This window comes from Pseudomonas sp. FW305-3-2-15-C-LB1 (genome assembly GCF_058787615.1).
In genome coordinates, this window is record NZ_JBYSZX010000001.1 from 171,250 (window position 1) to 192,890 (window position 21,641).

Annotated in this window: 21 protein-coding genes; 14 read left to right on the forward strand and 7 right to left on the reverse strand. The window is 58.2% G+C overall.

The window, feature by feature from the left end; genetic code table 11:
* Positions 1 to 39 precede the first annotated feature (39 nt).
* Entirely contained in the window at positions 40 to 2,874 is a 2,835-nt protein-coding gene (locus AC3WP7_RS00855) for a dermonecrotic toxin domain-containing protein (RefSeq protein ID WP_146012681.1), read from the reverse strand.
* Positions 2,875 to 2,899: 25 nt separating this feature from the next.
* Here AC3WP7_RS00855 and AC3WP7_RS00860 point away from each other — a divergent pair, with 25 nt between their 5' ends.
* A complete protein-coding gene (locus AC3WP7_RS00860; protein ID WP_102630092.1) occupies positions 2,900 to 4,624 on the forward strand; it encodes an ABC transporter ATP-binding protein/permease in 1,725 nt (574 codons plus the stop codon).
* 479 nt (positions 4,625 to 5,103) lie between these two features.
* Here the strand turns inward: AC3WP7_RS00860 and AC3WP7_RS00865 are convergent, their stop codons facing one another.
* Entirely contained in the window at positions 5,104 to 5,541 is a 438-nt protein-coding gene (locus AC3WP7_RS00865) for a Z-ring associated ZapG family protein (protein WP_032893585.1), read from the reverse strand.
* Between the two features lie 147 nt (positions 5,542 to 5,688).
* On the opposite strand from AC3WP7_RS00865, the gene AC3WP7_RS00870 reads away from it, so the two are divergent.
* The 3 genes from AC3WP7_RS00870 (at position 5,689) to zapE (ending at position 8,872) form a co-directional block, all read left to right on the forward strand.
* A complete protein-coding gene (locus tag AC3WP7_RS00870) occupies positions 5,689 to 6,318 on the forward strand; it encodes an alpha/beta hydrolase (RefSeq protein WP_093119873.1) in 630 nt (209 codons plus the stop codon).
* A gap of 24 nt (positions 6,319 to 6,342) precedes the next feature.
* Entirely contained in the window at positions 6,343 to 7,698 is a 1,356-nt protein-coding gene (locus AC3WP7_RS00875; protein WP_092240706.1) for a tryptophan--tRNA ligase, read from the forward strand.
* A 79-nt stretch (positions 7,699 to 7,777) separates the two neighbouring features.
* Positions 7,778 to 8,872: a cell division protein ZapE gene (gene zapE / locus AC3WP7_RS00880; RefSeq protein WP_092240708.1), complete on the forward strand. Its 1,095-nt coding sequence runs from the start codon at positions 7,778 to 7,780 to the stop codon at positions 8,870 to 8,872.
* Positions 8,873 to 8,934: 62 nt separating this feature from the next.
* Here zapE and AC3WP7_RS00885 read toward each other — a convergent pair whose 3' ends face one another.
* Positions 8,935 to 9,195: a hypothetical protein gene (locus AC3WP7_RS00885; RefSeq protein WP_092240710.1), complete on the reverse strand. Its 261-nt coding sequence runs from the start codon at positions 9,193 to 9,195 to the stop codon at positions 8,935 to 8,937.
* A gap of 250 nt (positions 9,196 to 9,445) precedes the next feature.
* Entirely contained in the window at positions 9,446 to 10,366 is a 921-nt protein-coding gene (locus AC3WP7_RS00890) for a GlxA family transcriptional regulator (protein WP_170856032.1), read from the reverse strand.
* A gap of 220 nt (positions 10,367 to 10,586) precedes the next feature.
* Here AC3WP7_RS00890 and AC3WP7_RS00895 point away from each other — a divergent pair, with 220 nt between their 5' ends.
* A complete protein-coding gene (locus tag AC3WP7_RS00895) occupies positions 10,587 to 11,723 on the forward strand; it encodes an acyl-CoA dehydrogenase family protein (RefSeq protein ID WP_092240712.1) in 1,137 nt (378 codons plus the stop codon).
* Between the two features lie 113 nt (positions 11,724 to 11,836).
* On the opposite strand, the gene AC3WP7_RS00900 is transcribed toward AC3WP7_RS00895, so the two are convergent.
* Positions 11,837 to 12,877: an NADP(H)-dependent aldo-keto reductase gene (locus tag AC3WP7_RS00900; RefSeq protein ID WP_058423021.1), complete on the reverse strand. Its 1,041-nt coding sequence runs from the start codon at positions 12,875 to 12,877 to the stop codon at positions 11,837 to 11,839.
* A 248-nt stretch (positions 12,878 to 13,125) separates the two neighbouring features.
* Between AC3WP7_RS00900 and rplM the strand changes: the two genes are divergently transcribed.
* From rplM to AC3WP7_RS00940, 8 genes are all read left to right on the forward strand, one after another.
* Entirely contained in the window at positions 13,126 to 13,554 is a 429-nt protein-coding gene (gene rplM, locus AC3WP7_RS00905) for a 50S ribosomal protein L13 (RefSeq protein ID WP_003188508.1), read from the forward strand.
* A 14-nt stretch (positions 13,555 to 13,568) separates the two neighbouring features.
* Entirely contained in the window at positions 13,569 to 13,961 is a 393-nt protein-coding gene (gene rpsI / locus AC3WP7_RS00910; protein WP_102591612.1) for a 30S ribosomal protein S9, read from the forward strand.
* Between the two features lie 266 nt (positions 13,962 to 14,227).
* Entirely contained in the window at positions 14,228 to 14,821 is a 594-nt protein-coding gene (petA, locus tag AC3WP7_RS00915; protein ID WP_016976232.1) for a ubiquinol-cytochrome c reductase iron-sulfur subunit, read from the forward strand.
* Positions 14,821 to 16,032 (forward strand): cytochrome b, encoded by a 1,212-nt coding sequence (locus AC3WP7_RS00920; protein WP_003171746.1) that lies wholly within the window; start codon positions 14,821 to 14,823, stop codon positions 16,030 to 16,032. The genes petA and AC3WP7_RS00920 overlap by 1 nt, the downstream gene beginning before the upstream one ends.
* The gene (locus AC3WP7_RS00925) at positions 16,032 to 16,811 is read left to right on the forward strand and encodes a cytochrome c1 (protein ID WP_071491123.1); all 780 of its coding nucleotides are present in this window, start codon (positions 16,032 to 16,034) and stop codon (positions 16,809 to 16,811) included. The genes AC3WP7_RS00920 and AC3WP7_RS00925 overlap by 1 nt, the downstream gene beginning before the upstream one ends.
* 149 nt (positions 16,812 to 16,960) lie before the next feature.
* Positions 16,961 to 17,578: a glutathione S-transferase N-terminal domain-containing protein gene (locus AC3WP7_RS00930; protein WP_049710008.1), complete on the forward strand. Its 618-nt coding sequence runs from the start codon at positions 16,961 to 16,963 to the stop codon at positions 17,576 to 17,578.
* A gap of 17 nt (positions 17,579 to 17,595) precedes the next feature.
* The gene (locus AC3WP7_RS00935; protein WP_071491124.1) at positions 17,596 to 18,015 is read left to right on the forward strand and encodes a ClpXP protease specificity-enhancing factor; all 420 of its coding nucleotides are present in this window, start codon (positions 17,596 to 17,598) and stop codon (positions 18,013 to 18,015) included.
* Between the two features lie 158 nt (positions 18,016 to 18,173).
* Positions 18,174 to 18,920 carry a FadR/GntR family transcriptional regulator gene (locus AC3WP7_RS00940; protein WP_093119864.1) on the forward strand — a complete coding sequence of 249 codons (747 nt, stop codon included), beginning with the start codon at positions 18,174 to 18,176 and terminating at the stop codon, positions 18,918 to 18,920.
* Here AC3WP7_RS00940 and AC3WP7_RS00945 read toward each other — a convergent pair whose 3' ends face one another.
* Entirely contained in the window at positions 18,921 to 19,157 is a 237-nt protein-coding gene (locus AC3WP7_RS00945) for a hypothetical protein (RefSeq protein WP_093119861.1), read from the reverse strand.
* A 163-nt stretch (positions 19,158 to 19,320) separates the two neighbouring features.
* Positions 19,321 to 20,475 carry a phospholipase gene (locus tag AC3WP7_RS00950; protein ID WP_102591611.1) on the reverse strand — a complete coding sequence of 385 codons (1,155 nt, stop codon included), beginning with the start codon at positions 20,473 to 20,475 and terminating at the stop codon, positions 19,321 to 19,323.
* Between the two features lie 234 nt (positions 20,476 to 20,709).
* Here AC3WP7_RS00950 and kdgD point away from each other — a divergent pair, with 234 nt between their 5' ends.
* Positions 20,710 to 21,621, forward strand: a complete 912-nt coding sequence (kdgD, locus tag AC3WP7_RS00955) for a 5-dehydro-4-deoxyglucarate dehydratase (RefSeq protein WP_092240718.1) — start codon at positions 20,710 to 20,712, stop codon at positions 21,619 to 21,621.
* Positions 21,622 to 21,641 lie beyond the last annotated feature (20 nt).

Genomic DNA, 21,641 nt, shown 5'->3' on the forward strand with positions numbered 1-21,641 from the left:
CCCGGACTTTCCGGGCTTTTTCTTCGCCAGAGTGGTTACTCAGTAGGGAAAGGCAACACTGCCGTCGAACAGGTTATAGCGCTGATCCGGCAACTTGGCCGGGGCTTTGAAGGATACATACAAAATACCGTCTTTTACCTTGGCAGCGCTCACTTGGAGTGAGGCTTGCGGTTCGATCGCAACGTGGTCGGGGAGGATGCTGCTGGAGAGGTTCTTTTTGGCAATCGACTCATCGAAGATATAAATTACCGGTTGGCGGTTTTTTACGGGCAGCGTGTCTTTTGCCCAGGTTGCCCAGCCCTTGGCGTTGAAGGCCTGGGTCGACGCCGATTGGATGCCGCTGTCTCTGAATACTCTCCCGACACCGTTTTTGAGTTTGTCAGCGCCCTCTGATGTAACAAAGGCGTAGCGATAGGCCTTGCCGCTGTATTCGGCTTGTTCATCCAGGTCGGACAGGAATTCGCTCACATTCGGTGGGTACTTGTTTGGATCGACCTCCGTGCGAAGGATTTCATTGATTTCGCCCGAACCGGCTTCGGTGTACTCATTCAGGCTCTCGTAATCTTCAGCCCTGGACGTCTGCGTCAAGCGGGTCAACTCGTCCAGCACCCGCTCGCGCTCTGCGCTACTCAGTGCATTTTCGTCTTTGTCTATCCGGCTGATGTCTTGCGCAAGTTGAGCTTTGGCAGAGGAGTTACTGGCATTCCATGGGAAATTTATACCTGCGCCTTTGTCCAGTTGTACCCAAATGCCCTCCTTGTCGAGATGCACAGTCATGATCGATTGTCTGGAGGTGGGGTCAATAATTTCGGCGTACTGATCGGTTAGTTTAAAATTGCTTTTGAGTTCATATACCCGTTCTATCTCCGAATGATCTGTGTGTCGAATGAACCACCGGTCCAGGCCGTCGGCGTCACGGAGGTGATAGATGTTGTTGGCGTTCTTCGTTGCGTGCTCTATAAGCCTTTCGCCGTCTTCGACGGCATGGGCACTGATGTTGTTAGATTCAGAGGGGCGCAGGCGATTGGCGGCTTCGGTGGGGGCCGGCGTTGTCACGTCTCCGGTTGGAGGGTTGTTGGGTGCTTCGATAGCCTCGTCTGCCACCGCCGATTCAATCGACGCCGTCCCTCTGTCGAGCTTGGATGCGCTGCCGGCGATACCGGGCACTGCATTGAGCACGCCAAACACGATCCGGTCGGTCCCGCGGGATTTGCCGTGGGCCAGATCATCGATACCGACGCCCACCTCTGTAATGCCGGCCCCTGTGTAGATCGCATCCAGCGCCAGGCCTACCTCCGGCATGACAAACGCCAACGGGGTCAGCAGCAACGCTGTGGCAGTAGCGGCCTCTGCCAGTTTCAGTGCGGCGTCCTTGATTACATCGCCATCGGTAGTGATGTCGTGATCGGCGTCGGCATAGGCGCGCTCTTTTTGACGCTGGGTCATGGCCTTGAATGGGTCGCCGTTCAGGGGCTCCAGAGTAATATAGCGCTGAGGGTCCCAATCACTGAGTGAGGTAAAGCCCAGCGCATTGGGTTTCTGTGCTTCGGTCCAGCCCCCCAGTCCCACGAGGGACTGCTTCACGCCGTCAGAAAAAAACTTGTCGTCCTGGTCGTTCTTGGTGAAGTGGTTAAGCAACGCCGTCCGCTTGATCGGGTCAGCCGCCTGGTCGGCCAGCCAGGTTTTCATGGCTTCGGGGTTATCAAACCTGTGCAGCGGTGATGAGTTGCCCGGAATATGCAGCAGGGTGGTTTTAATCGGTTTGCCGTGGCTGTCCAGGCGGGTCTTTTTGTCGATGATGTACAGCAGGTCGGTAGATACGTCGCCATTGATCGACAGTAGACCAACGTCGACGTCGGGGTCCTTGGCATACGGGGCTTCCAGGTTCTTGACACTGGTTTCAGACCAAGGCTTTCCAGGTTGAAGGCCCGATGCACGTAGGACCAGGCGGGTTTCTTCATTGCTCAGGCTGCCGTCCTTTTGCTGTGCAAGGGCAGCTTGAACGAGGGCTATCTTGGTGAGTAGCTCGTAGGGTTTTTCATGGGTTGCCCAGAACGTGTCCAAGTAGGATTTGTAAGGCGTAATCAGCTCGGTTTCCCATACCAGATCCCGAAATTGTTGTGGCGTAAGCGAGACCTTTGACGACAGATTCGGTACTGAGTCCTTTGAGGTGCCTGTGCCTCGAACGACGTACTCGTATGTCGGGCTCATGAAATCGTGGGCCATCTGAATGACTGACACGAGAGGAAAGGAATGAAAAATATTCAACAGTCTTGAGGCTGTCGGGTGCGTCCGCGCCAGTCCGGTAGGCGATTCATCGTCATTGTTTTTCCTGCGTACGTTGGTCAGTGCGGCCTCGGTCAGGCTAATTTGGTTGAGTATCTTGCCATCCGACGGTGCCGGTTTGGTCGTGTCGTAGTTGGTCGTTACGATATAGGTATGGTCGGGGTTCAGCTGCAGGTTGAATTTTTTGCGCAACGCTTGCGCAATTATTTGTGAGGTTTCCTGTGCCGGCGTCAGGATGGTTTGGCTGGCATTTTTTATAAGGCGTTCAACGCTTTGGCTACTGTGGGACGCGTCTACCGTTTCATAGACTTCCGTGATCCGTCCAGGCGAGGCGGGCAGTTGTCTGGAGTCATCTATGGTTTGCTCCTGGACGGTAGGTATGGTCTGTGGGGGCAGGCGTACAAATTGTATCGACGTGGGAAGGGTCATATAGGATTTTTCTCTCTGAGCGTGTTCCAAAGTGCCGAGAGTAAGTGGGACGGTTTCGAGTACTGGTTGCCAGCCGATGTAAGTCAAATAAATACTGAACGCTGACTGAATGAGCGACATCGAATTGCCCGCTGCGCTAAAGCCTACCTTATGATCCACTCACACTACTGCGCCGAGCGAAACAATGAATCAGAACGCTGAGTATTCCGCGGTCAACGACGCGGTGCGTGGGCAATTTCTACGGCGGGTGTGGGGGTTGATTACGCCCTACTGGCGCAGTGAAGAGAAGGGCATCGCCTGGCTGCTGCTGTTGGTGGTGCTGGGGCTTTCGCTGTTCAGCGTCGCTGTATCGGTGTGGTTCAACAGTTGGAACCGCGATTTCTACAACGCGCTGGAGCACAAGGACTACGACGCTTTTACCCACCTGCTGATGTACTTCAGCGTGATTGCGGTGGTGGCGATTGTAACCGGCGTGTTCTCGTCCTATCTGCAACAGATGCTCACCATCCGCTGGCGCCGCTGGCTGACGGAACGCTACTTTGCCCAATGGCTGGGCCACAAGAACTACTACCACCTGGAATACGGCGGTTACACCGATAACCCCGACCAGCGTATTTCCGAAGACCTCAATGCATTTACCGCCAGCACCCTGACCCTGGGGCTGGGTTTTATCAGCAACCTGGTGAGCCTGGTGTCGTTCTCGGTGATCCTGTGGGGCGTGTCCGGCAGCATCGAAGTGTGGGGCATCACGATTCCCGGCTATATGTTCTGGGCCGCGCTGGTGTATGCGGTGATCGGCAGTTGGCTGACGCATGTGATTGGTCGAAAACTGATCGGCTTGAGCAACCGTCAACAACGCTTTGAGGCGGACCTGCGCTTCAGCCTGGTGCGGGTGCGGGAGAACGCGGAAAGCATCGCGCTGTTCAACGGTGAGCCTAACGAACACCATCAATTGAGCGCGCGTTTCGCACGGGTATGGAGCAACTTCTGGAGCATCATGCAGCTCAAGAAGCGTCTGAGTTTCTTCACCAGCGGTTACTCGCAGATCGCCATCATCTTTCCTTTTGTGGTGGCGGCGCCGCGTTACTTCGCCGGCAAGATCGAACTGGGCGTGCTGATGCAGGTGGCTCAGGCGTTCGGCAGCGTGCAGGGCAGCCTCAGTTGGTTTGTCGACGCCTATACATTGCTGGCCAGTTGGCGCGCCACCTGTGATCGTCTGCTGAGTTTCGGCCAGGCCATGCAAGACAACGAAACGCGCACCATGGGTATTGGCCTGCAGCATCAGGGCGCAGGTTTGCAGGTCAAGGACCTGAGTCTGGACCTGGCCGACGGCCGTCACCTGCTGCAAGGCGCCGACCTGACCGTTGCCGAGGGCGAGCGCCTGATGCTCAGCGGTCGTTCCGGCAGCGGCAAGTCGACGTTGCTGCGGGCCATGGGCAACCTGTGGCCCAACGGTCACGGCAATATCCGCCTGCCGGCCGAGCGCTATCTGTTCCTGCCGCAGAAACCCTACTTGCCGATTGGCACGTTGAAGGCGGTGTTGAGTTATCCACAGGACGACAGCGTCTACCCGGCAGAACGTTATGCACAGGCCCTGGAAACCTGTCGCCTGCCCCATCTGATCGGCCGACTGGAGGAAGCCAACCACTGGCAACGCATGCTCTCGCCGGGCGAACAGCAACGCCTGGCCTTTGCCCGCGCGTTGCTGTTCGCGCCGCAATGGCTGTACATGGACGAAGCGACGTCGGCCATGGACGAAGAGGATGAGGCGACCTTGTATCAGGCGTTGATCGATGAGTTGCCGGGGCTGAGCATCGTCAGCGTCGGCCATCGCAGCAGCCTCAAGCGCTTCCATGGACGGCATGTGCGGATCGAGGGGGGGCAGTTGCAGGAACAAGTCCCAGTATGATGTGAGGCCGGGTCAGAAAAGGAACCGTTTTGGGGAGGACACTCACTCAAGGGGTGGGGGGATCCCCTATTTTTCCTACTGATCCAGAGGTTTTTTATGAATTCGGTGAATGCTTTTTCAACCACCCAGCCTTCCTATTACGCGGCTACCGCCCAGAGTGCCACACCTTCAGCCGCTCCCCAGCCTGAGCCTACCCGTGCAATGGCCACCGAAGAGAAAAACAGCGGATGCATGAGCGGTTGTACCGGGCCGGTTGCGGCCAGTGTCGTGAATTCACTGGCTCGACTGGCAACGTCGGTGATTCATCTGATGAACAAGCAGGACGGCTGCAATCATAGGTCCAGCCACGAGGCGTTGACCAGGCTGTGATTTAAGCCCCGTTTTCAGCGGCCGGCAGCGATTCCAGTCGAGCAGGTAGGCCCCAAAAAAAGCCCGGCTGATCATTGATCAGCCGGGCTTTTTTTGTACTTGAAGACGACTTACTTCTTCAAACCGTAATGCTCATCCAGCATGCCAGGGGCGTTCGGCGTTTTTGGCGCATAGTCCCGTGGCGGCTCCTGGTTTTCCCGCGGTGGGGTCAGGCGTTCCCGTGGGGGCTGCGGCGCATCGGAATGCAACGCGGCCAGCAGGCGCTGGCGGGTGATGTCGTCGAGGGCGAGGCGGTTGGCGCCATCGGCGAGATGATCCTGTACTTCCTGGTAGCTCTGGGTGAGCTTCTTGACCAGGGTCGCGGTGCTGTTGAAGTGGGTAACAACCTCGTTCTGATAACTGTCAAAACGTTCCTGGATATCATCCAGCTGACGCTGCGTGCGGTTAGGCGCGGCATTCGGCAGCAAGCGAGCAACCAGGAAACCAATGGCGACACCGGCAACCAGGGCAAGAGTCGGCAACAACCAAACTAAGAGCGAGTGTTCCACGAGTCCTTCCTCTATAAACGGCTTTGCTTTACGTTAACGGCTCAAACCTGCGCTGTATACCGCGATTAAGCTCGCAATGATGCCAAGCACAGACTTTTAGCTAGACGAGTCGACCCTTTGAGAGGTCACGGAGTTCATTCCTTGCTCATGCGTGAAACCCCCGTTTTGATCGATGGCCCGGTAGGCCAATTGGAAGCCCTGTACCTGGATCACCCCGAGCCACGTGGCCTGGCGCTGATCTGTCACCCTAACCCGGTGCAGGGCGGGACCATGCTCAATAAAGTTGTATCGACCTTGCAACGCACCGCCCGCGATGCCGGTTTGATCACCTTGCGTTTCAATTACCGTGGCGTCGGCGCGAGTGCCGGCACCCACGACATGAGCACCGGTGAAGTGGACGATGCTGAAGCGGCTGCTACCTGGTTGCGGGAAAAACACCCCGACCTGCCGATCACCTTGCTCGGGTTTTCCTTCGGAGGCTACGTGGCCGCCAGCCTGGGTGGCCGCCTGGAGGCCAAGGGCGAAAAACTCTCGCACCTGTTCATGGTCGCCGCCGCGGTGATGCGCCTGCGTGACAGCGACCTGCTGCCCCAGGCCTGCCCACTGACCCTTATCCAGCCGGAAACCGACGAAGTGGTCGACCCGCAGACCGTCTACGACTGGTCCGCCGCCTTGAATCGCCCCCATGAGCTGCTGAAAGTGGCAGAATGCGGACACTTTTTTCACGGCAAGCTCACCGATCTGAAGGATCTGGTGCTGCCGCGCCTCTCGAATTGATAGCAGTCTGATAAGCGATTACCCATGACGACTCGTACCCGCATCCTCACCGGCATCACCACCACCGGCACGCCGCACCTGGGCAACTACGCCGGTGCGATCCGCCCGGCGATCCTCGCCAGCCAGGACGCCAATGCCGACTCCTTCTACTTCCTGGCCGACTACCACGCCCTGATCAAATGCGATGACCCGCAGCGCATCCAGCGCTCGCGCATGGAAATCGCCGCGACCTGGCTGGCCGGTGGCCTGGATGTGAACCGGGTGACGTTCTATCGCCAGTCGGACATCCCGGAAATCCCCGAGCTGACCTGGCTGCTGACCTGCGTGGCCGCCAAGGGCCTGCTCAACCGCGCCCACGCGTACAAGGCCTCAGTGGACAAGAACGTGGAAGCCGGCGAAGACCCGGATGCGGGCATCAGCATGGGCCTGTACAGCTACCCGGTGCTGATGGCGGCGGACATCCTGATGTTCAACGCGCACAAGGTGCCGGTCGGTCGCGACCAGATCCAGCACGTGGAAATGGCCCGTGATATCGGCCAGCGCTTCAACCACCTGTTCGGCAACGGTAAAGAATTCTTCACCATGCCCGAGGCGTTGATCGAAGAAAGCGTCGCCACCTTGCCGGGCCTGGACGGCCGCAAGATGTCGAAAAGCTACGACAACACCATCCCATTGTTCACCAGCGCCAAGGACATGAAGGACGCCATCTCGCGGATCGTCACCGACTCCCGCGCCCCGGGCGAAGCCAAGGACCCGGACAATTCGCACCTGTTCACCCTGTACCAGGCGTTTGCGACCAAGGCGCAGGAAGAAGAATTCCGTGCCGAACTGCTGCAAGGGCTGGGTTGGGGCGAGGCGAAGAACCGCCTGTTCCACCTGCTGGACGGCCAGTTGGGTGAAGCCCGCGAGCGTTACCATCAACTGATGTCGCGCCCTTCTGACATGGAAGACCTGCTGCTGATCGGCGCCAAGAAGGCCCGTGCCGTGGCGGCGCCGTTCCTGGCTGAACTGCGTGAAGCGGTGGGCCTGCGTTCGTTTGTCAACCAGGCTGCGGCACCAGTCGCCGCCAAGAAGAAAGCGGCGAAAGCCGCGCGCTTCGTGAGCTTCCGTGAAGACGACGGCAGTTTCCGCTTCCGCCTGCTGGCCGCCGACGGCGAGCAACTGCTGTTGTCGCGCAACTTTGCCGATGGCAAGGCGGCGGGCGCAGTGACCAAGCAACTGCAAAGCGGCGACGCGCTGGACCTGCGTACCGAGGCCCTGGGCTTCAGCGTGTGGTTGGACGGCGTGACGGTGGCGGACAGTGCTGAGTTCGCCGACGAAGCGTCCCGCGATGCGGCCATCGCCGCTCTGCGCGTCGCGTTGACCCCCCTCGAGGATTAACCCGACCAAGGGTTGATTGCCATTATCCAGGGCCGTCGTTACAGTGACGGCCCGTTTTTGTTGCCTTGCTAACGAAATTATGACGCCCCTAGAACGATATCAAGCTGATCTGAAACGCCCTGAATTCTTCCATGACGCGGCCCAGGAAACGGCGGTGCGTCATCTGCAGCGCCTGTACGATGACCTGCTCGCGGCTTCGCAAAGCAAGCCAGGGATGTTCAGCAAGCTGTTTGGCAAGAAAGACCAAACGCCGGTCAAGGGCCTGTACTTCTGGGGGGGCGTGGGCCGGGGCAAGACCTACCTGGTGGACACCTTTTTCGAAGCGCTGCCGTTCAAGGAAAAGGTCCGGACGCACTTTCACCGCTTCATGAAGCGCGTGCACGAAGAGATGAAGACCCTGCCGGGCGAGAAAAACCCGCTGACCATCATCGCCAAGCGTTTCTCCGAAGAAGCGCGGGTGATCTGCTTCGATGAGTTCTTCGTCTCCGACATCACCGACGCCATGATCCTCGGCACCCTGATGGAGGAGCTGTTCAAGAACGGCGTGACCCTGGTCGCCACCTCGAACATCGTGCCCGACGGTTTGTACAAGGACGGCCTGCAACGCGCACGCTTCCTGCCGGCCATTGCGTTGATCAAGCAGCATACCGAGATCGTCAATGTCGACAGCGGCGTCGACTACCGTCTGCGTCACCTGGAGCAAGCGGAGCTGTTCCACTTCCCGCTCAATGAGGCGGCCCACGAAAGCCTGAAAAAGAGCTTCCGTGCCCTTACGCCGGAATGCACCCAGGCGGTGGAAAACGACAAGCTGGTGATCGAGAACCGCGAAATCATCGCGCTGCGCACCTGCGACGACGTGGCCTGGTTCGAGTTCCGCCAACTGTGCGACGGCCCGCGCAGCCAGAACGACTACATCGAACTGGGCAAGATCTTCCACGCGGTGATCCTGAGCGGCGTGGAGCAGATGAGCGTTACCACCGACGACATCGCGCGACGTTTCATCAACATGGTCGACGAGTTCTACGACCGTAACGTGAAGCTGATCATCTCAGCGGAAGTTGAGTTGAAGGACCTGTACACCGGCGGTCGCCTAAACTTCGAATTTCAGCGCACCCTGAGCCGCTTGCTGGAAATGCAGTCCCATGAGTTCCTGTCGCGTGGGCACAAGCCGTAACTTGACGTAACGCCTATAAAAGGTCCGCAGCGATTGCGGTCCTTTTATAGTTTGGTCGCTGGTTAATAAGTGATCTGGTCTGTGCTGGGTGGTGCCGGTTCTATGAGGAGCATTTCGCCCTTTTTTAACTCGTAGAGCGCGCCGTCCGGACCCTTGAATATTACTTTTAACTCCAGCTCCGGATATTTCTCCTCCTTGTTCTTTTTCTCATCCATTTGTGGATTCAACTGATCGGTCAGATTTTCGTTGAATTGACTTGCGTCTAACTTATTTGGTTGTACAGCTGGGTTGAACGATTGAGCGTTGCTGCCTATGGATGACATGATTGAGTCTCCGTCCTGATTTCAAGTAAGTCGGTTTGGAAAAAGCCCTTTGTGCATTCGGACCGTAGCTCGGCAGAAATCAACGGCTTCGACCTCGTTTAAAATGGCAGGCGCCCAAGGCGCAACCTAGCGACTTCATCTTATTCGTCAGTAGGAATTGGGTGAGGGGCTTGTAGGCGGGCATAGGGTTCTCAATTCGACCCTGCACCATTGCGGTGTACAGGGTCGTTTGCTTCGTCAAGCGGCGAACCTACGCCGCTTGCTGAAACTGCTGGCGATACTGGTTCGGCGACAACTCCGTGTGCTGCCTGAACAGCCGTGCAAAGAAACTCGCATCGTCGTAACCCACCTCATAACTGATGGTCTTGATGCTCTTGCGGCTGCCCGAGAGCAGGCCCTTTGCCGTCTCGATACGCAGCCGTTGCAGGTAGTGCAGCGGCTTGTCGCCGGTGGCGGTCTGGAAGCGGCGCATGAAGTTGCGGATGCTCATGCCGTGTTCCCGGGCCACGTCTTCGAAGCGGAATTTGTCGGCGAAGTGTTCTTCGAGCCAGTGCTGGATCTGCAGGATGATCACGTCCTGATGCAGCTTCTGTCCGCCAAACCCGATACGTCCTGGCGAATAGCTGCGCTGCACTTCGTAGAGGATATCGCGGGCCACGGCCTGGGCGATGTTGGCGCCACAGAAGCGTTCGATCAGGTAGATGTAGAGGTCGCATGCCGAGGTGGTGCCGCCGGCGCAATACAGGTTGTCGGCGTCAGTGAGGTGCTTGTCCTGGTTGAGCTGGACCTTGGGGAAACGTTCGCCGAACGCATTGAAGAAACGCCAGTAGGTGGTCGCTTCCTTGCCATCGAGCAGGCCGGCTTCGGCCAGCCAGAATACCCCGGTGGCTTCGCCGCACAACACAGCACCGCGTGCATGCTGTTCGCGCAGCCACGGCAGCACTTGCGGGTAGCGGGCGCACAAGGTGTCGAAGTCATCCCAGAAGGCCGGCAGCACGATGATGTCGGCGTCTTCCAGGCCGCCGTCCACCGGCATGATCACATCACTGAAACTGCACACCGATTGCCCATCGGGGCTGACCAGGCGTGTTTCAAACCCTGGCGTCAGGCCCAGGCCTTGTTGCTTGCCGTAACGCAGGCTGGCGAGGTGGAAGAAATCCTTGGCTTGCATGAGGGTGGAAGCGAATACCCGATCAATGGCCAAAATGCTGACGCGCCGCAAGGGCGTGGAGATTTGGTTAGACATAATTTCATTTATTCTTATAGGGGAAAGTGGTCACCAGACGGCTGGATCGTCTTATTTTTTGTCGCATGTGTCCAGTGTCCCGTGCTGCCTTCGCGGCATAGTCTCTGTGGGCTCGCTCTTGTCCGACAATCCATGCAGGTGACCCATGATTCCCAGAACCTTGTTCAGCCCGGAACACGAACTCTTCCGCGAGAGCGTGCGCACCTTCCTCGAAAAGGACGCCGCGCCGTTCCATGGGCAATGGGAGAAACAGGGCTACATCGACCGCAATTTGTGGAGCAAGGCGGGGGAGTCGGGCATGCTCTGCTCTCACCTGCCGGAAGAATATGGCGGGCTGGGCGCGGACTTTTTATACAGCGCGGTGGTGATCGAAGAAATCAGCCGGCTGGGCCTGACCGGCATCGGCTTTTCCCTGCATTCGGACATTGTGGCGCCTTATATCCTGCATTACGGCAGTGAAGCGCTGAAACACAAATACCTGCCCAAGTTGATCTCCGGCGAGCTGGTCACGGCGATTGCCATGACCGAGCCGGGCGCCGGTTCCGACTTGCAAGGCGTGAAGACCACGGCGGTGCTGGACGGCGATGAATACGTGATCAACGGCTCCAAGACCTTCATTACCAATGGCTACCTGGCCGAGTTGGTCATCGTGGTCGCCAAGACCGATCCCAAGGCCGGCGCCAAGGGCACCAGCCTGTTCCTGGTGGAAGCCGACACGCCGGGCTTCGACAAGGGCAAGCGCCTGGAGAAGGTGGGCATGAAGGCCCAGGATACCTCGGAGCTGTTCTTCCAGGATGTGCGGGTGCCCAAGGAAAACCTGCTCGGTCAGGCCGGCATGGGCTTCGCCTATCTGATGCAGGAGCTGCCTCAGGAACGGTTGACCGTGGCGATTGGCGCGCTGTCATCCGCCGAGGCGGCGTTGGAGTGGACCCTGGAATACACCCGCGAGCGCAAGGCGTTCGGCAAGGCGATTGCGGATTTCCAGAACACCCGCTTCAAGCTGGCGGAGATGGCCACCGAGATTCAGATTGGCCGTGTGTTTGTCGACAAGTGCATGGCGTTGCACCTGGAAGGCAAGCTGGATGTGCCCACGGCGGCGATGGCCAAGTACTGGGCTACCGACCTGCAATGCAAGGTGCTCGATGAGTGCGTGCAGTTGCACGGAGGCTATGGCTTCATGTGGGAATACCCGATTGCCCGGGCGTGGGCGGATGCGCGGGTGCAGCGGATTTATGCGGGGACCAATGAGATCATGAAGGAGATCATTGCGCGGGCGCTTTGATTGGGCGGTTCTGCTGATGGCCAAATCGGGGGCAAGCCCCCTCCCACACTTGAATGTATTCACAGATCAAAATGTGGGAGGGGGCTTGCCCCCGATAGCGGTCTTAAGATCAATCAAGGCGCTGGGTTCGGGTGATCCTTCTGAATCGCCTCAATCCCTTCCAATACCTCTTTCGACAGTTTCAGATCCGCACTGGCAATGTTGCTATCCAGTTGCTCCAGCGACGTGGCACCAATGATGTTGCTGGTCACGAACGGTTGCTGCGTCACAAACGCCAGCGCCATCTGCGCCGGGTCCAGCCCATGCTCCCGCGCCAGTGCAACGTAGCGGCTGCATGCCGCTTCCGACTGCGGGTTGAAGTAACGGCTGAAGCGGCTGTATTCCGTCAGTCGCGCTTTCGCTGGGCGGGCGCCATTCTCATATTTGCCGCTGAGCATGCCGAACGCCAGGGGCGAATACGCCAGCAGGCCGCATTGCTCGCGAATCGCGACTTCCGCCAGGCCCACTTCAAAGCTGCGGTTGAGCAGGTTGTAGGGGTTCTGGATCGACACCGCACGCGGCCAGCCACGGGCTTCGGCCAGGGCGAGGAACTTCATGGTGCCCCACGGCGTTTCGTTGGACAGGCCGATGTGGCGGATCTTGCCGGCCTTCACCTGCTCATCCAGCGCTTCGAGGGTTTCTTCCAGCGGGGTGAGGTTGTCTTCGTCCTTGTGCTTGTAGCTCAGTTGGCCGAAGAAGTTGGTACTGCGTTCCGGCCAGTGCAGTTGGTAGAGGTCGATCCAGTCGGTCTGCAGGCGCTTGAGGCTGGCGTCCAGTGCTTCGACGATGTGCTTGCGGTTGTGGCGCAGGTGGCCGTCGCGGATGTAGTCGATGGTGTTGCCGGGGCCGGCGATCTTGCTGGCGAGGATCCAGTCGGCACGGTCGCCACGGCTCTTGAAGTAATTACCGATGTAGCGTTCGGTGGTGGCATAGGTGTCGGCCTTGGGCGGCACCGGGTACATTTCAGCGGTGTCGAGGAAGTTGATCCCAGCGCCCTTGGCCCGCTCGATCTGCGCGAAGGCCTCTGCCTCGCTGTTCTGCTCGCCCCAGGTCATGGTGCCCAGGGCTATCGCGCTCACGTTCAGATCCGTACGGCCCAGCTGTCGATAATCCATCGGGTACTCCTTCAGGGAAAACAATCATAAAAGCAGGTTGAATTTTTTTTCGCAATCTGCATAATTGCCCACCTCTTTCTGCAGTGGAAGTGATGCGCCGCCTGCCGAAGAATCTTGCCGTTGAACGGACGCGCCGACCCGAGCCCCCGATAGCGTCTGTATCCGGCTGCCTTTGACTTGTCAAAGTACGCACTATTCAGTAAGATCCGCCGTCTAATTTACAGGGCGGCCCCTGAGGCTATTAAAGAATGACAACTTTTACTGCAAAACCGGAAACAGTTCAGCGCGACTGGTTTGTCGTCGACGCCGCTGGTCAGACCCTGGGTCGTCTGGCCACTGAAGTCGCCAGCCGTCTGCGTGGCAAGCACAAGCCTGAGTACACCCCTCACGTTGACACCGGTGACTACATCGTGATCATCAACGCTGAGCAGGTTCGTGTAACCGGCAACAAAGCAAGCGACAAAATGTACTACCGTCACTCCGGTTTCCCAGGCGGTATCAAGTCTTCCAACTTCGAAGGCCTGATTGCCAAGAAGCCTGAAGCCCCGATCGAAATCGCGGTCAAAGGCATGCTGCCTAAGGGCCCACTGGGTCGCGATATGTTTCGCAAGCTGAAAGTCTATGCGGGCGCTGTACACCCTCATGCTGCTCAGCAGCCCCAAGAACTGAAGTTTTAACGGAATAGTTCATTATGTCGGCGACTCAAAATTACGGCACTGGCCGTCGCAAAACCGCAACCGCTCGCGTTTTCCTGCGTCCGGGTACTGGTAACATCTCGATCAACAACCGCTCCCTGGACAACTTCTTCGGCCGCGAAACTGCCCGCATGGTAGTTCGTCAGCCGCTGGAACTGACCGAGACCGTTGAAAAGTTCGACATCTACGTCACCGTTATCGGTGGCGGTGTAAGTGGTCAAGCTGGCGCAATCCGCCACGGTATCACTCGCGCTCTGATGCAGTACGACGAAACCCTGCGTAGCGCCCTGCGCAAAGCTGGCTTCGTGACTCGCGATGCTCGTGAAGTTGAACGTAAGAAAGTCGGTCTGCGTAAAGCGCGTAAGCGTCCGCAGTACTCGAAGCGTTAATTCGCTTTACGTTCCACAAAAACGCCCAGCCTCCTCACGGAGCTGGGCGTTTTTTATTGCCTGCGATTTATGCAGAAAAATCGCCGTGACAACTTGCCACATCCGTAGACCCCCTATACTACAAGGCCTGGAGGCGGAGCCCCGGGCAATTCCCTTGTCAGACGTGGGGCTTTTCATTACCATTCGGCAAAATTTTTATAAGTAAAGATTCAACACTTAGTAGACGCCTGATTTAACAGGCCAAAAAGCTGATGGGAGAGGACTGAATGAGCAATGACGGCGTGAATGCAGGCCGGCGTCGCTTCTTGGTAGCAGCCACATCCGTGGTGGGTGCTGCAGGAGCGGTGGGGGCTGCGGTCCCGTTCGTGGGGTCATGGTTTCCCAGTGCCAAGGCGAAAGCCGCAGGTGCACCGGTGAAGGTGAATATCAGCAAGATCGAGCCAGGTCAGCAGATGATTGCTGAGTGGCGCGGCCAGCCGGTGTTCATTGTTCGTCGTACCGAGGAAATCCTGGGGAATCTCAAGAAGATCGAAGGCCAGTTGTCTGACCCCAAATCCGAGAAGTCCGACCAGCCCGCCTACGCCAAAAACGAAGTGCGTTCGATCAAGCCAGAGATCCTGCTGCTGGTCGGTCTGTGTACCCATCTGGGTTGTTCGCCAACCTTCCGCCCGGAAGTGGCCCCTGTCGACCTGGGCAAGGATTGGGTCGGCGGTTATTTCTGCCCTTGCCACGGCTCCCACTACGACCTCGCTGGCCGCGTCTACAAATCCCAGCCTGCTCCCCTGAACCTGCCGGTTCCTCCGCACACCTACGAAACTGACGACCTCATTGTCATTGGCCTCGATAAGGAGAACGCGTGATGAGCAAGTTCATGGATTGGGTGGATGCGCGCTTCCCCGCCACTAAAATGTGGGAAGACCACCTCAGCAAATATTACGCGCCGAAAAACTTCAACTTCTTCTATTTCTTCGGCTCCCTGGCCCTGCTGGTGCTGGTCAACCAGATCGTCACCGGTGTGTGGCTGACGATGAGCTACACGCCGTCGGCGGAAGAGGCGTTCGCCTCGGTCGAGTACATCATGCGTGACGTCGAGTACGGCTCGATCCTGCGTCTGCTGCACTCCACCGGCGCGTCGGCATTCTTTATCGTCGTCTACCTGCACATGTTCCGTGGCCTGCTCTACGGCTCGTACCAGAAGCCGCGTGAGCTGGTGTGGGTGTTCGGCATGCTGATCTACCTCGCGTTGATGGCCGAAGCCTTTATGGGTTACCTGTTGCCGTGGGGCCAGATGTCGTATTGGGGCGCCCAGGTAATCATCTCGCTGTTCGGTGCGATCCCGGTGATCGGCAACGACCTGACCCAGTGGATCCGGGGCGATTACCTGATCTCCGGCATTACCCTGAACCGCTTCTTCGCCCTGCACGTTGTGGCCCTGCCGATCGTGATCCTGGGCCTGGTGGTGCTGCACATCCTGGCGTTGCACGAGGTCGGCTCCAACAACCCGGATGGCGTGGACATCAAGAAGCACAAGGACGAAAACGGCATCCCGCTGGATGGCATTCCGTTCCACCCTTACTACACCGTGAAAGACATTGTCGGTGTGGTGGTGTTCCTGTTCGTGTTCTGCTCGATCGTGTTCTTTTTCCCGGAGATGGGCGGTTATTTCCTGGAGAAGCCTAACTTCGAACAGGCCAACGCCTTCAAGACGCCCGAGCACATTGCTCCGGTCTGGTACTTCACGCCGTTCTACGCGATCTTGCGCGCGATCCCCGACAAACTCATGGGCGTGATCGCCATGGGCGCGGCCATCGCGGTGCTGTTCGTGTTGCCTTGGCTCGACCGTAGCCCGGTCAAGTCCATGCGCTACAAGGGCTGGCTGAGCAAGATCTGGCTGTGGGTGTTCTGCATTGCCTTCGTCATCCTGGGTGTTCTCGGCGTATTGGCGCCAACCCCTGAGCGTACGTTGCTGTCGCAGGTCTGCACCTTCCTGTACTTCGCCTACTTCATTCTGATGCCGTTCTACACCCGGCTCGAGAAGACCAAACCGGTTCCGGAAAGGGTGACTGGCTGATGAAAAAGTTATTCGTTGCTTTGATGCTTGCGGCGCTGCCGCTCCTGTCCTTCGCCGCCGAGCACGGTGGCCCGGCGCTGGAAAAAGTCGATATCGACGTGTCTGACAAGGCCGCCATGCAAGACGGCGCGCGTACGTTCGCCAACTACTGCATGGGCTGCCACAGCGCCAAGTTCCAGCGTTACGAGCGGGTGGCCGATGACCTCGGTATCCCCCATGAAATGATGCTGGAGAAACTGGTGTTCACCGGCGCCAAGATCGGCGACCACATGACCATCGGCATGAAGCCCGCCGACGCCAAGACCTGGTTCGGCGCGGCACCGCCCGACCTGACCCTGGTGGCACGTGTACGCGGCACCGACTGGCTTTACGGCTACCTGAAATCCTTCTACGAAGACCCGGCGCGCCCTTATGGCGTGAACAACCGTGTGTTCCCGAACGTCGGCATGCCTAACGTTCTGGTCGGCCTGCAAGGCAAGCAAGTGGTAGGATGCAAGCAGATTCAGGTCGTTGAAGACGGCAAGAAGCAATACGATCCGTTGACCGGCACACCTTTGACCCATGAAGCGTGCGATCAACTGAAGATAGAAACCCCAGGTTCGTTGACAGACGAGCAGTTCGACGAGAAGGTCAAGAACCTTGTGACCTTCCTGGCCTACTCGGCCAACCCGGTCAAACTGCAGCATCAGCGCATCGGTACCTATGTGTTGCTGTACCTGGCGTTCTTCTTCGTATTCGCCTATCTGCTCAAACGCGAATACTGGAAGGATGTGCATTGATCCAACCGTAAGCAATTGCTGTTAATCTTGCGCGCCCAGCGGCATCTCTGAATACGTAGCGGTCTGGTTGTTCCAGGCGTTACAGAGATGCTCTCTGGGCGCGCTCGTTTTTGAGCTTTCGATAATTTCAACAAGCGAGGAGGACCGCCATGGGCGTGACCAACCGGTTGGCCTGTTACTCCGACCCCGCCGACCACTATTCCCACCGAGTACGCATCGTGCTCGCAGAGAAGGGTGTCAGCGCCGAGATCATCAGTGTGGAAGCAGGTCGTCATCCACCCAAACTGATCGAAGTGAACCCCTACGGCAGCTTGCCCACCCTGGTCGATCGTGACCTGGCGTTGTGGGAGTCGACCGTCGTGATGGAATACCTGGATGAGCGTTACCCGCATCCACCCTTGCTGCCGGTGTACCCGGTGGCGCGTGCCAACAGCCGCCTGCTGATCCACCGGATCCAGCGTGACTGGTGCGGGCTGGTGGATTTGATTCTGGATACCCGCAGCAAAGAGGCGGCACGTGTACAGGCGCGTAAGGAATTGCGCGAAAGCCTGACCGGCGTTTCGCCGCTGTTCGCCGATAAGCCTTTTTTCCTCAGTGAGGAACAAAGTTTGGTGGATTGCTGCCTATTACCGATACTCTGGCGTTTGCCGATTCTTGGTATTGAACTGCCGCGGCCAGCCAAGCCGCTGCTTGATTACATGGAGCGCCAGTTTGCGCGTGAGGCTTTCCAGGCGAGTCTGTCTGGTGTCGAACGCGATATGCGCTAAGGCTTAAGGAGCCGCTGATGAACTCCAGTCGACCCTACCTGGTCCGCGCGCTCTATGAGTGGATTGTGGACAACGATTGCACCCCGCACATGCTGGTCAATTCCGAATTTCCTGCGGTTCAGGTACCGCAGGGTTTTGCCAGCGACGGGCAGATTGTGCTGAACGTATCACCCAGTGCCGTGCGCCACCTGCACATGGACAACGAAGCGGTCAGCTTCGAAGGGCGTTTCGGCGGCGTGCCGCATACGCTGTACGTGCCGATTGGCGCCATCCTCGGCATCTATGCCCGGGAGAATGGTCAAGGCATGGTGTTCGATCTGGAGTCGCCTTTCGAGGACGACGAATCGATCGAAAGCGAACAGGGCGATGATCAACCGCCACCGGATTCCGAGCCACCGCGTCCCAGCGGCCGGCCGAGCCTGAAAGTGGTGAAATAAACGGCGTTCCCCTCGGGGTTTGTCGAAAAAATGCCTCGACCTGTGTCGGGGCATTTTTTTGCGTGAAGGATGTGGATGAAAGTCGCGCCCGGACGGTGATCGTACAACCACCATGGGCTATGATGCGTGCTCACGTTCACCGAGAAAGATGATTCATCATGGAAAACGCCAACACCGCCCCTCGTCTTCCCCGCAAGCGCCGCAGCCTTGCCCAGGAATTGGTCACGGTGTTGTCCGAGCAGATCCGCGATGGCCAGCTCAAGCGGGGCGACAAGTTGCCCACCGAGTCGGCGATCATGGAGGCCCATGGCGTCAGCCGCACGGTGGTGCGTGAAGCCATCTCACGCTTGCAGGCGGCGGGGCAGGTGGAAACCCGTCATGGTATCGGCACCTTTGTGCTGGACACGCCGAGCCCGAGTGGCTTCCGTATCGACCCGGCGACCGTGGTGACCTTGCGTGACGTGCTCGCGATTCTGGAATTGCGGATCAGCCTGGAAGTGGAATCCGCCGGCCTGGCCGCCTTGCGCCGCAGCGATGAACAACTGGCCGCCATGCGTGCGGCGTTAGATGCCCTGAATGAAAGCGCGGCCCACGCCGGCGATGCAGTGGCTTCTGACTTTGCCTTTCACCTGGAAATCGCGCTGTCCACCGGCAACCGCTACTTCACCGACATCATGACGCACCTGGGCACCAGCATCATTCCACGCACCCGCCTGAATTCGGCGCGCCTGGCCCATGATGACCAGCAGCACTACATGAGCCGTTTGAGCCGCGAACACGAAGAGATCTATGAGGCGATTGCCCGCCAGGATTCGGATGCGGCGCGGGCGGCGATGCGCTTGCACCTGACCAACAGTCGCGAACGGCTGCGCCATGCCCATGAAGAGGCAGAACGGGCAGGTTGATCAAGCCGCCGGTGGGCGAATGGTCGTTGGCGGAACAGTGGCCAGGGCATCGAGCACGATAATGCTGTCTCCGCCCCCCTCAGCCATGAAAATGTATTTGGCTGTTATAACCACCCACAAGTCCGCCAGCTTGAAATAGACAAAATCGCCTACCTGAGCCTCCCTTTCCAGCTCGAAATAATTGGGTTTGTTGGCGCGACCTGAGGATGTTGATCGGATATGGCAGTAGATACGCATATGAACCTCATGGCGTGAGGGAGATAAAAACGTTAAATGCACGAGCAAGCGGGTTGCATTAAAAAGCCCCAAGAATCCACCCTGGGGCTCTTGAGGCTATTTATGAGTTTTTGCCGACTTGGGCGTAACTGTCAGAAATCACAGTTGCGACAGGCGGCGGTGATCAAGCTGGCGTGTTGGGCTTATAGTCCTTAAGCAACAAATACGTACTCCACCCCCACCAATCATTCGTCCAGCGCTTGTCGTTCAGGTCATTCACATCCTTGCGGCGCAGCACCTTGTCTCCCTCCATCTTGAACAGCGGCGAAAAGTTGTTCGCCGGGTTCTGTGCCGCATTCAGGTCGGGCACATACAGCGGTGCCTTGAAGTTGGCCGGGGAGGGTGCGGCACCACTGATAAACGTATTGAAGATTTCATCGGCTGAGGCTTGCACCGCACGTTTGACCTGCATCCGGTTGTCCGCATCGATATCATCGAAGTAGCGCTTGTCCCCATACGCGTGCCATTGATCGCCCAGGGCATTGCGCACTTTCAGCCCGAATTTGCTGTCTTCATCGTGCATGAAGCGGCTGATCAGCGAACCCAACTCACCGGGCGTCACCACGGCGGCGAGTTGTTTACGCGGCACACGCAAATGGCCGGCAGAAAACAGGTCGGTCAAAAAGTGATCAGCAAAACTGTTCATCGCATAGGCCAGTTCCAGTGCCTGGTCGGTACCGGTCTGATGGGCCACGACGGCTTGTTGCAACGCCGCCGTATGCCCTGCCAGGTACGCGGACAGCGCCCATTCGCCGAAGTGATCGGCATTGTCCGCCGCCAACTTCAAATAGCGCCCCAGTGGAATCAGCGCCGACACCGCGCTGCCACCGCCGGTGATGCGGTTCCATTCCTCAGACAACGTATCACCTAAGGCGTCGTAGGCTTCATGGGCTTGCTTGCCATCCTTGATCGCCTGTTTGACCGCGTTGATCTCCTTTTGCATCACCGCGAGGATCTTGTGCGCTTCTTCCCGTGAAGCGGGCAGCACGGCGAGCGTGTTGAAAGCAGCGGTAAAGCGTTGCACGCGTTCGGCCGGGGAGGTGCCATCGCTGATGGGTTGGCCGGGGATGCCATAAAAGTCGCCGCCCAAGGCAATGACCTGGCCGTAAGTCAACGCCAGCACGTTGGGCAGGTGCAACTCGACTTGGCGGGCGGGAATTGCCGGGGCGTCCTTGGCGAAGCGCAGCAAGGTGTCGTCGCCGATGGCGGTGTGTTCACCCCCTTCGAAACGCAGGACAGGTGGTTTCTTTTCGGATACTGCGAGATCAAGACCTGACATGTTAGCTCCTTGCTATGTCGTAGGAATCTTCCGTAATAACTGTATGTATATACAGTTTTATTGAGCATAGAGGAAAAGCTTCCTACGTCAAGACGGCGCTCTTCAACCCCTCGTTGAGTGAAGTCTGATCAATTGCAGTTGACGAATCTTTTTATAGTTGTACGATGACGTACGACATCACCAAAACCAACAACAACCTTTCGATAGAAAGTCTTCGCCCAGGGTGTTCGAATAATGAATCCACAAGAACTGAAGTCCATCCTCTCCCACGGTCTGCTGTCTTTCCCAGTGACCGATTTCAACGCCCAGGGTGACTTCCACCAGGCGGGCTACATCAAGCGCCTGGAATGGCTCGCCCCTTACGGCGCCACTGCCTTGTTCGCTGCCGGCGGCACCGGTGAGTTTTTCTCCCTCGCCGCCAGCGAATATTCCCAGGTGGTGAAAACCGCCGTTGATACCTGCGCCACCAGCGTGCCGATCCTCGCCGGCGTCGGCGGTTCGACCCGCCAGGCTATCGAGTACGCCCAGGAAGCCGAACGCCTCGGTGCCAAGGGGCTGCTGCTGCTGCCGCACTACCTCACCGAAGCCAGCCAGGACGGCGTTGCCGCCCACGTTGAAGCGGTGTGCAAGTCGGTCAAGATCGGCGTGGTGGTCTACAACCGCAACGTGTGCCGCCTGACTGCGCCGCTGCTGGAACGCCTGGCCGAGCGCTGCCCGAACCTGATCGGCTACAAGGATGGCCTGGGTGACATCGAGTTGATGGTGTCGATCCGCCGTCGCCTGGGTGACCGTTTCAGCTACCTCGGCGGCCTGCCGACGGCAGAGGTTTACGCCGCTGCCTACAAGGCCCTGGGCGTGCCGGTGTACTCCTCGGCGGTGTTCAACTTCATCCCGAAAACCGCGATGGATTTCTACCACGCGATTGCCAAGGACGATCACGCCACCGTCGCCAGGATCATCGACGACTTCTTCCTGCCGTACCTGGATATCCGTAACCGCAAGGCCGGTTACGCGGTAAGCATCGTCAAGGCAGGTGCAAAAATCGCCGGCTACGACGCAGGCCCGGTGCGCACGCCGCTGACCGACTTGCTGCCGGAAGAATACGAAGCCCTGGCCGCGCTGATCGACAAGCAAGGCGCGCAATAACCTATCTACAAGGCCGCTGA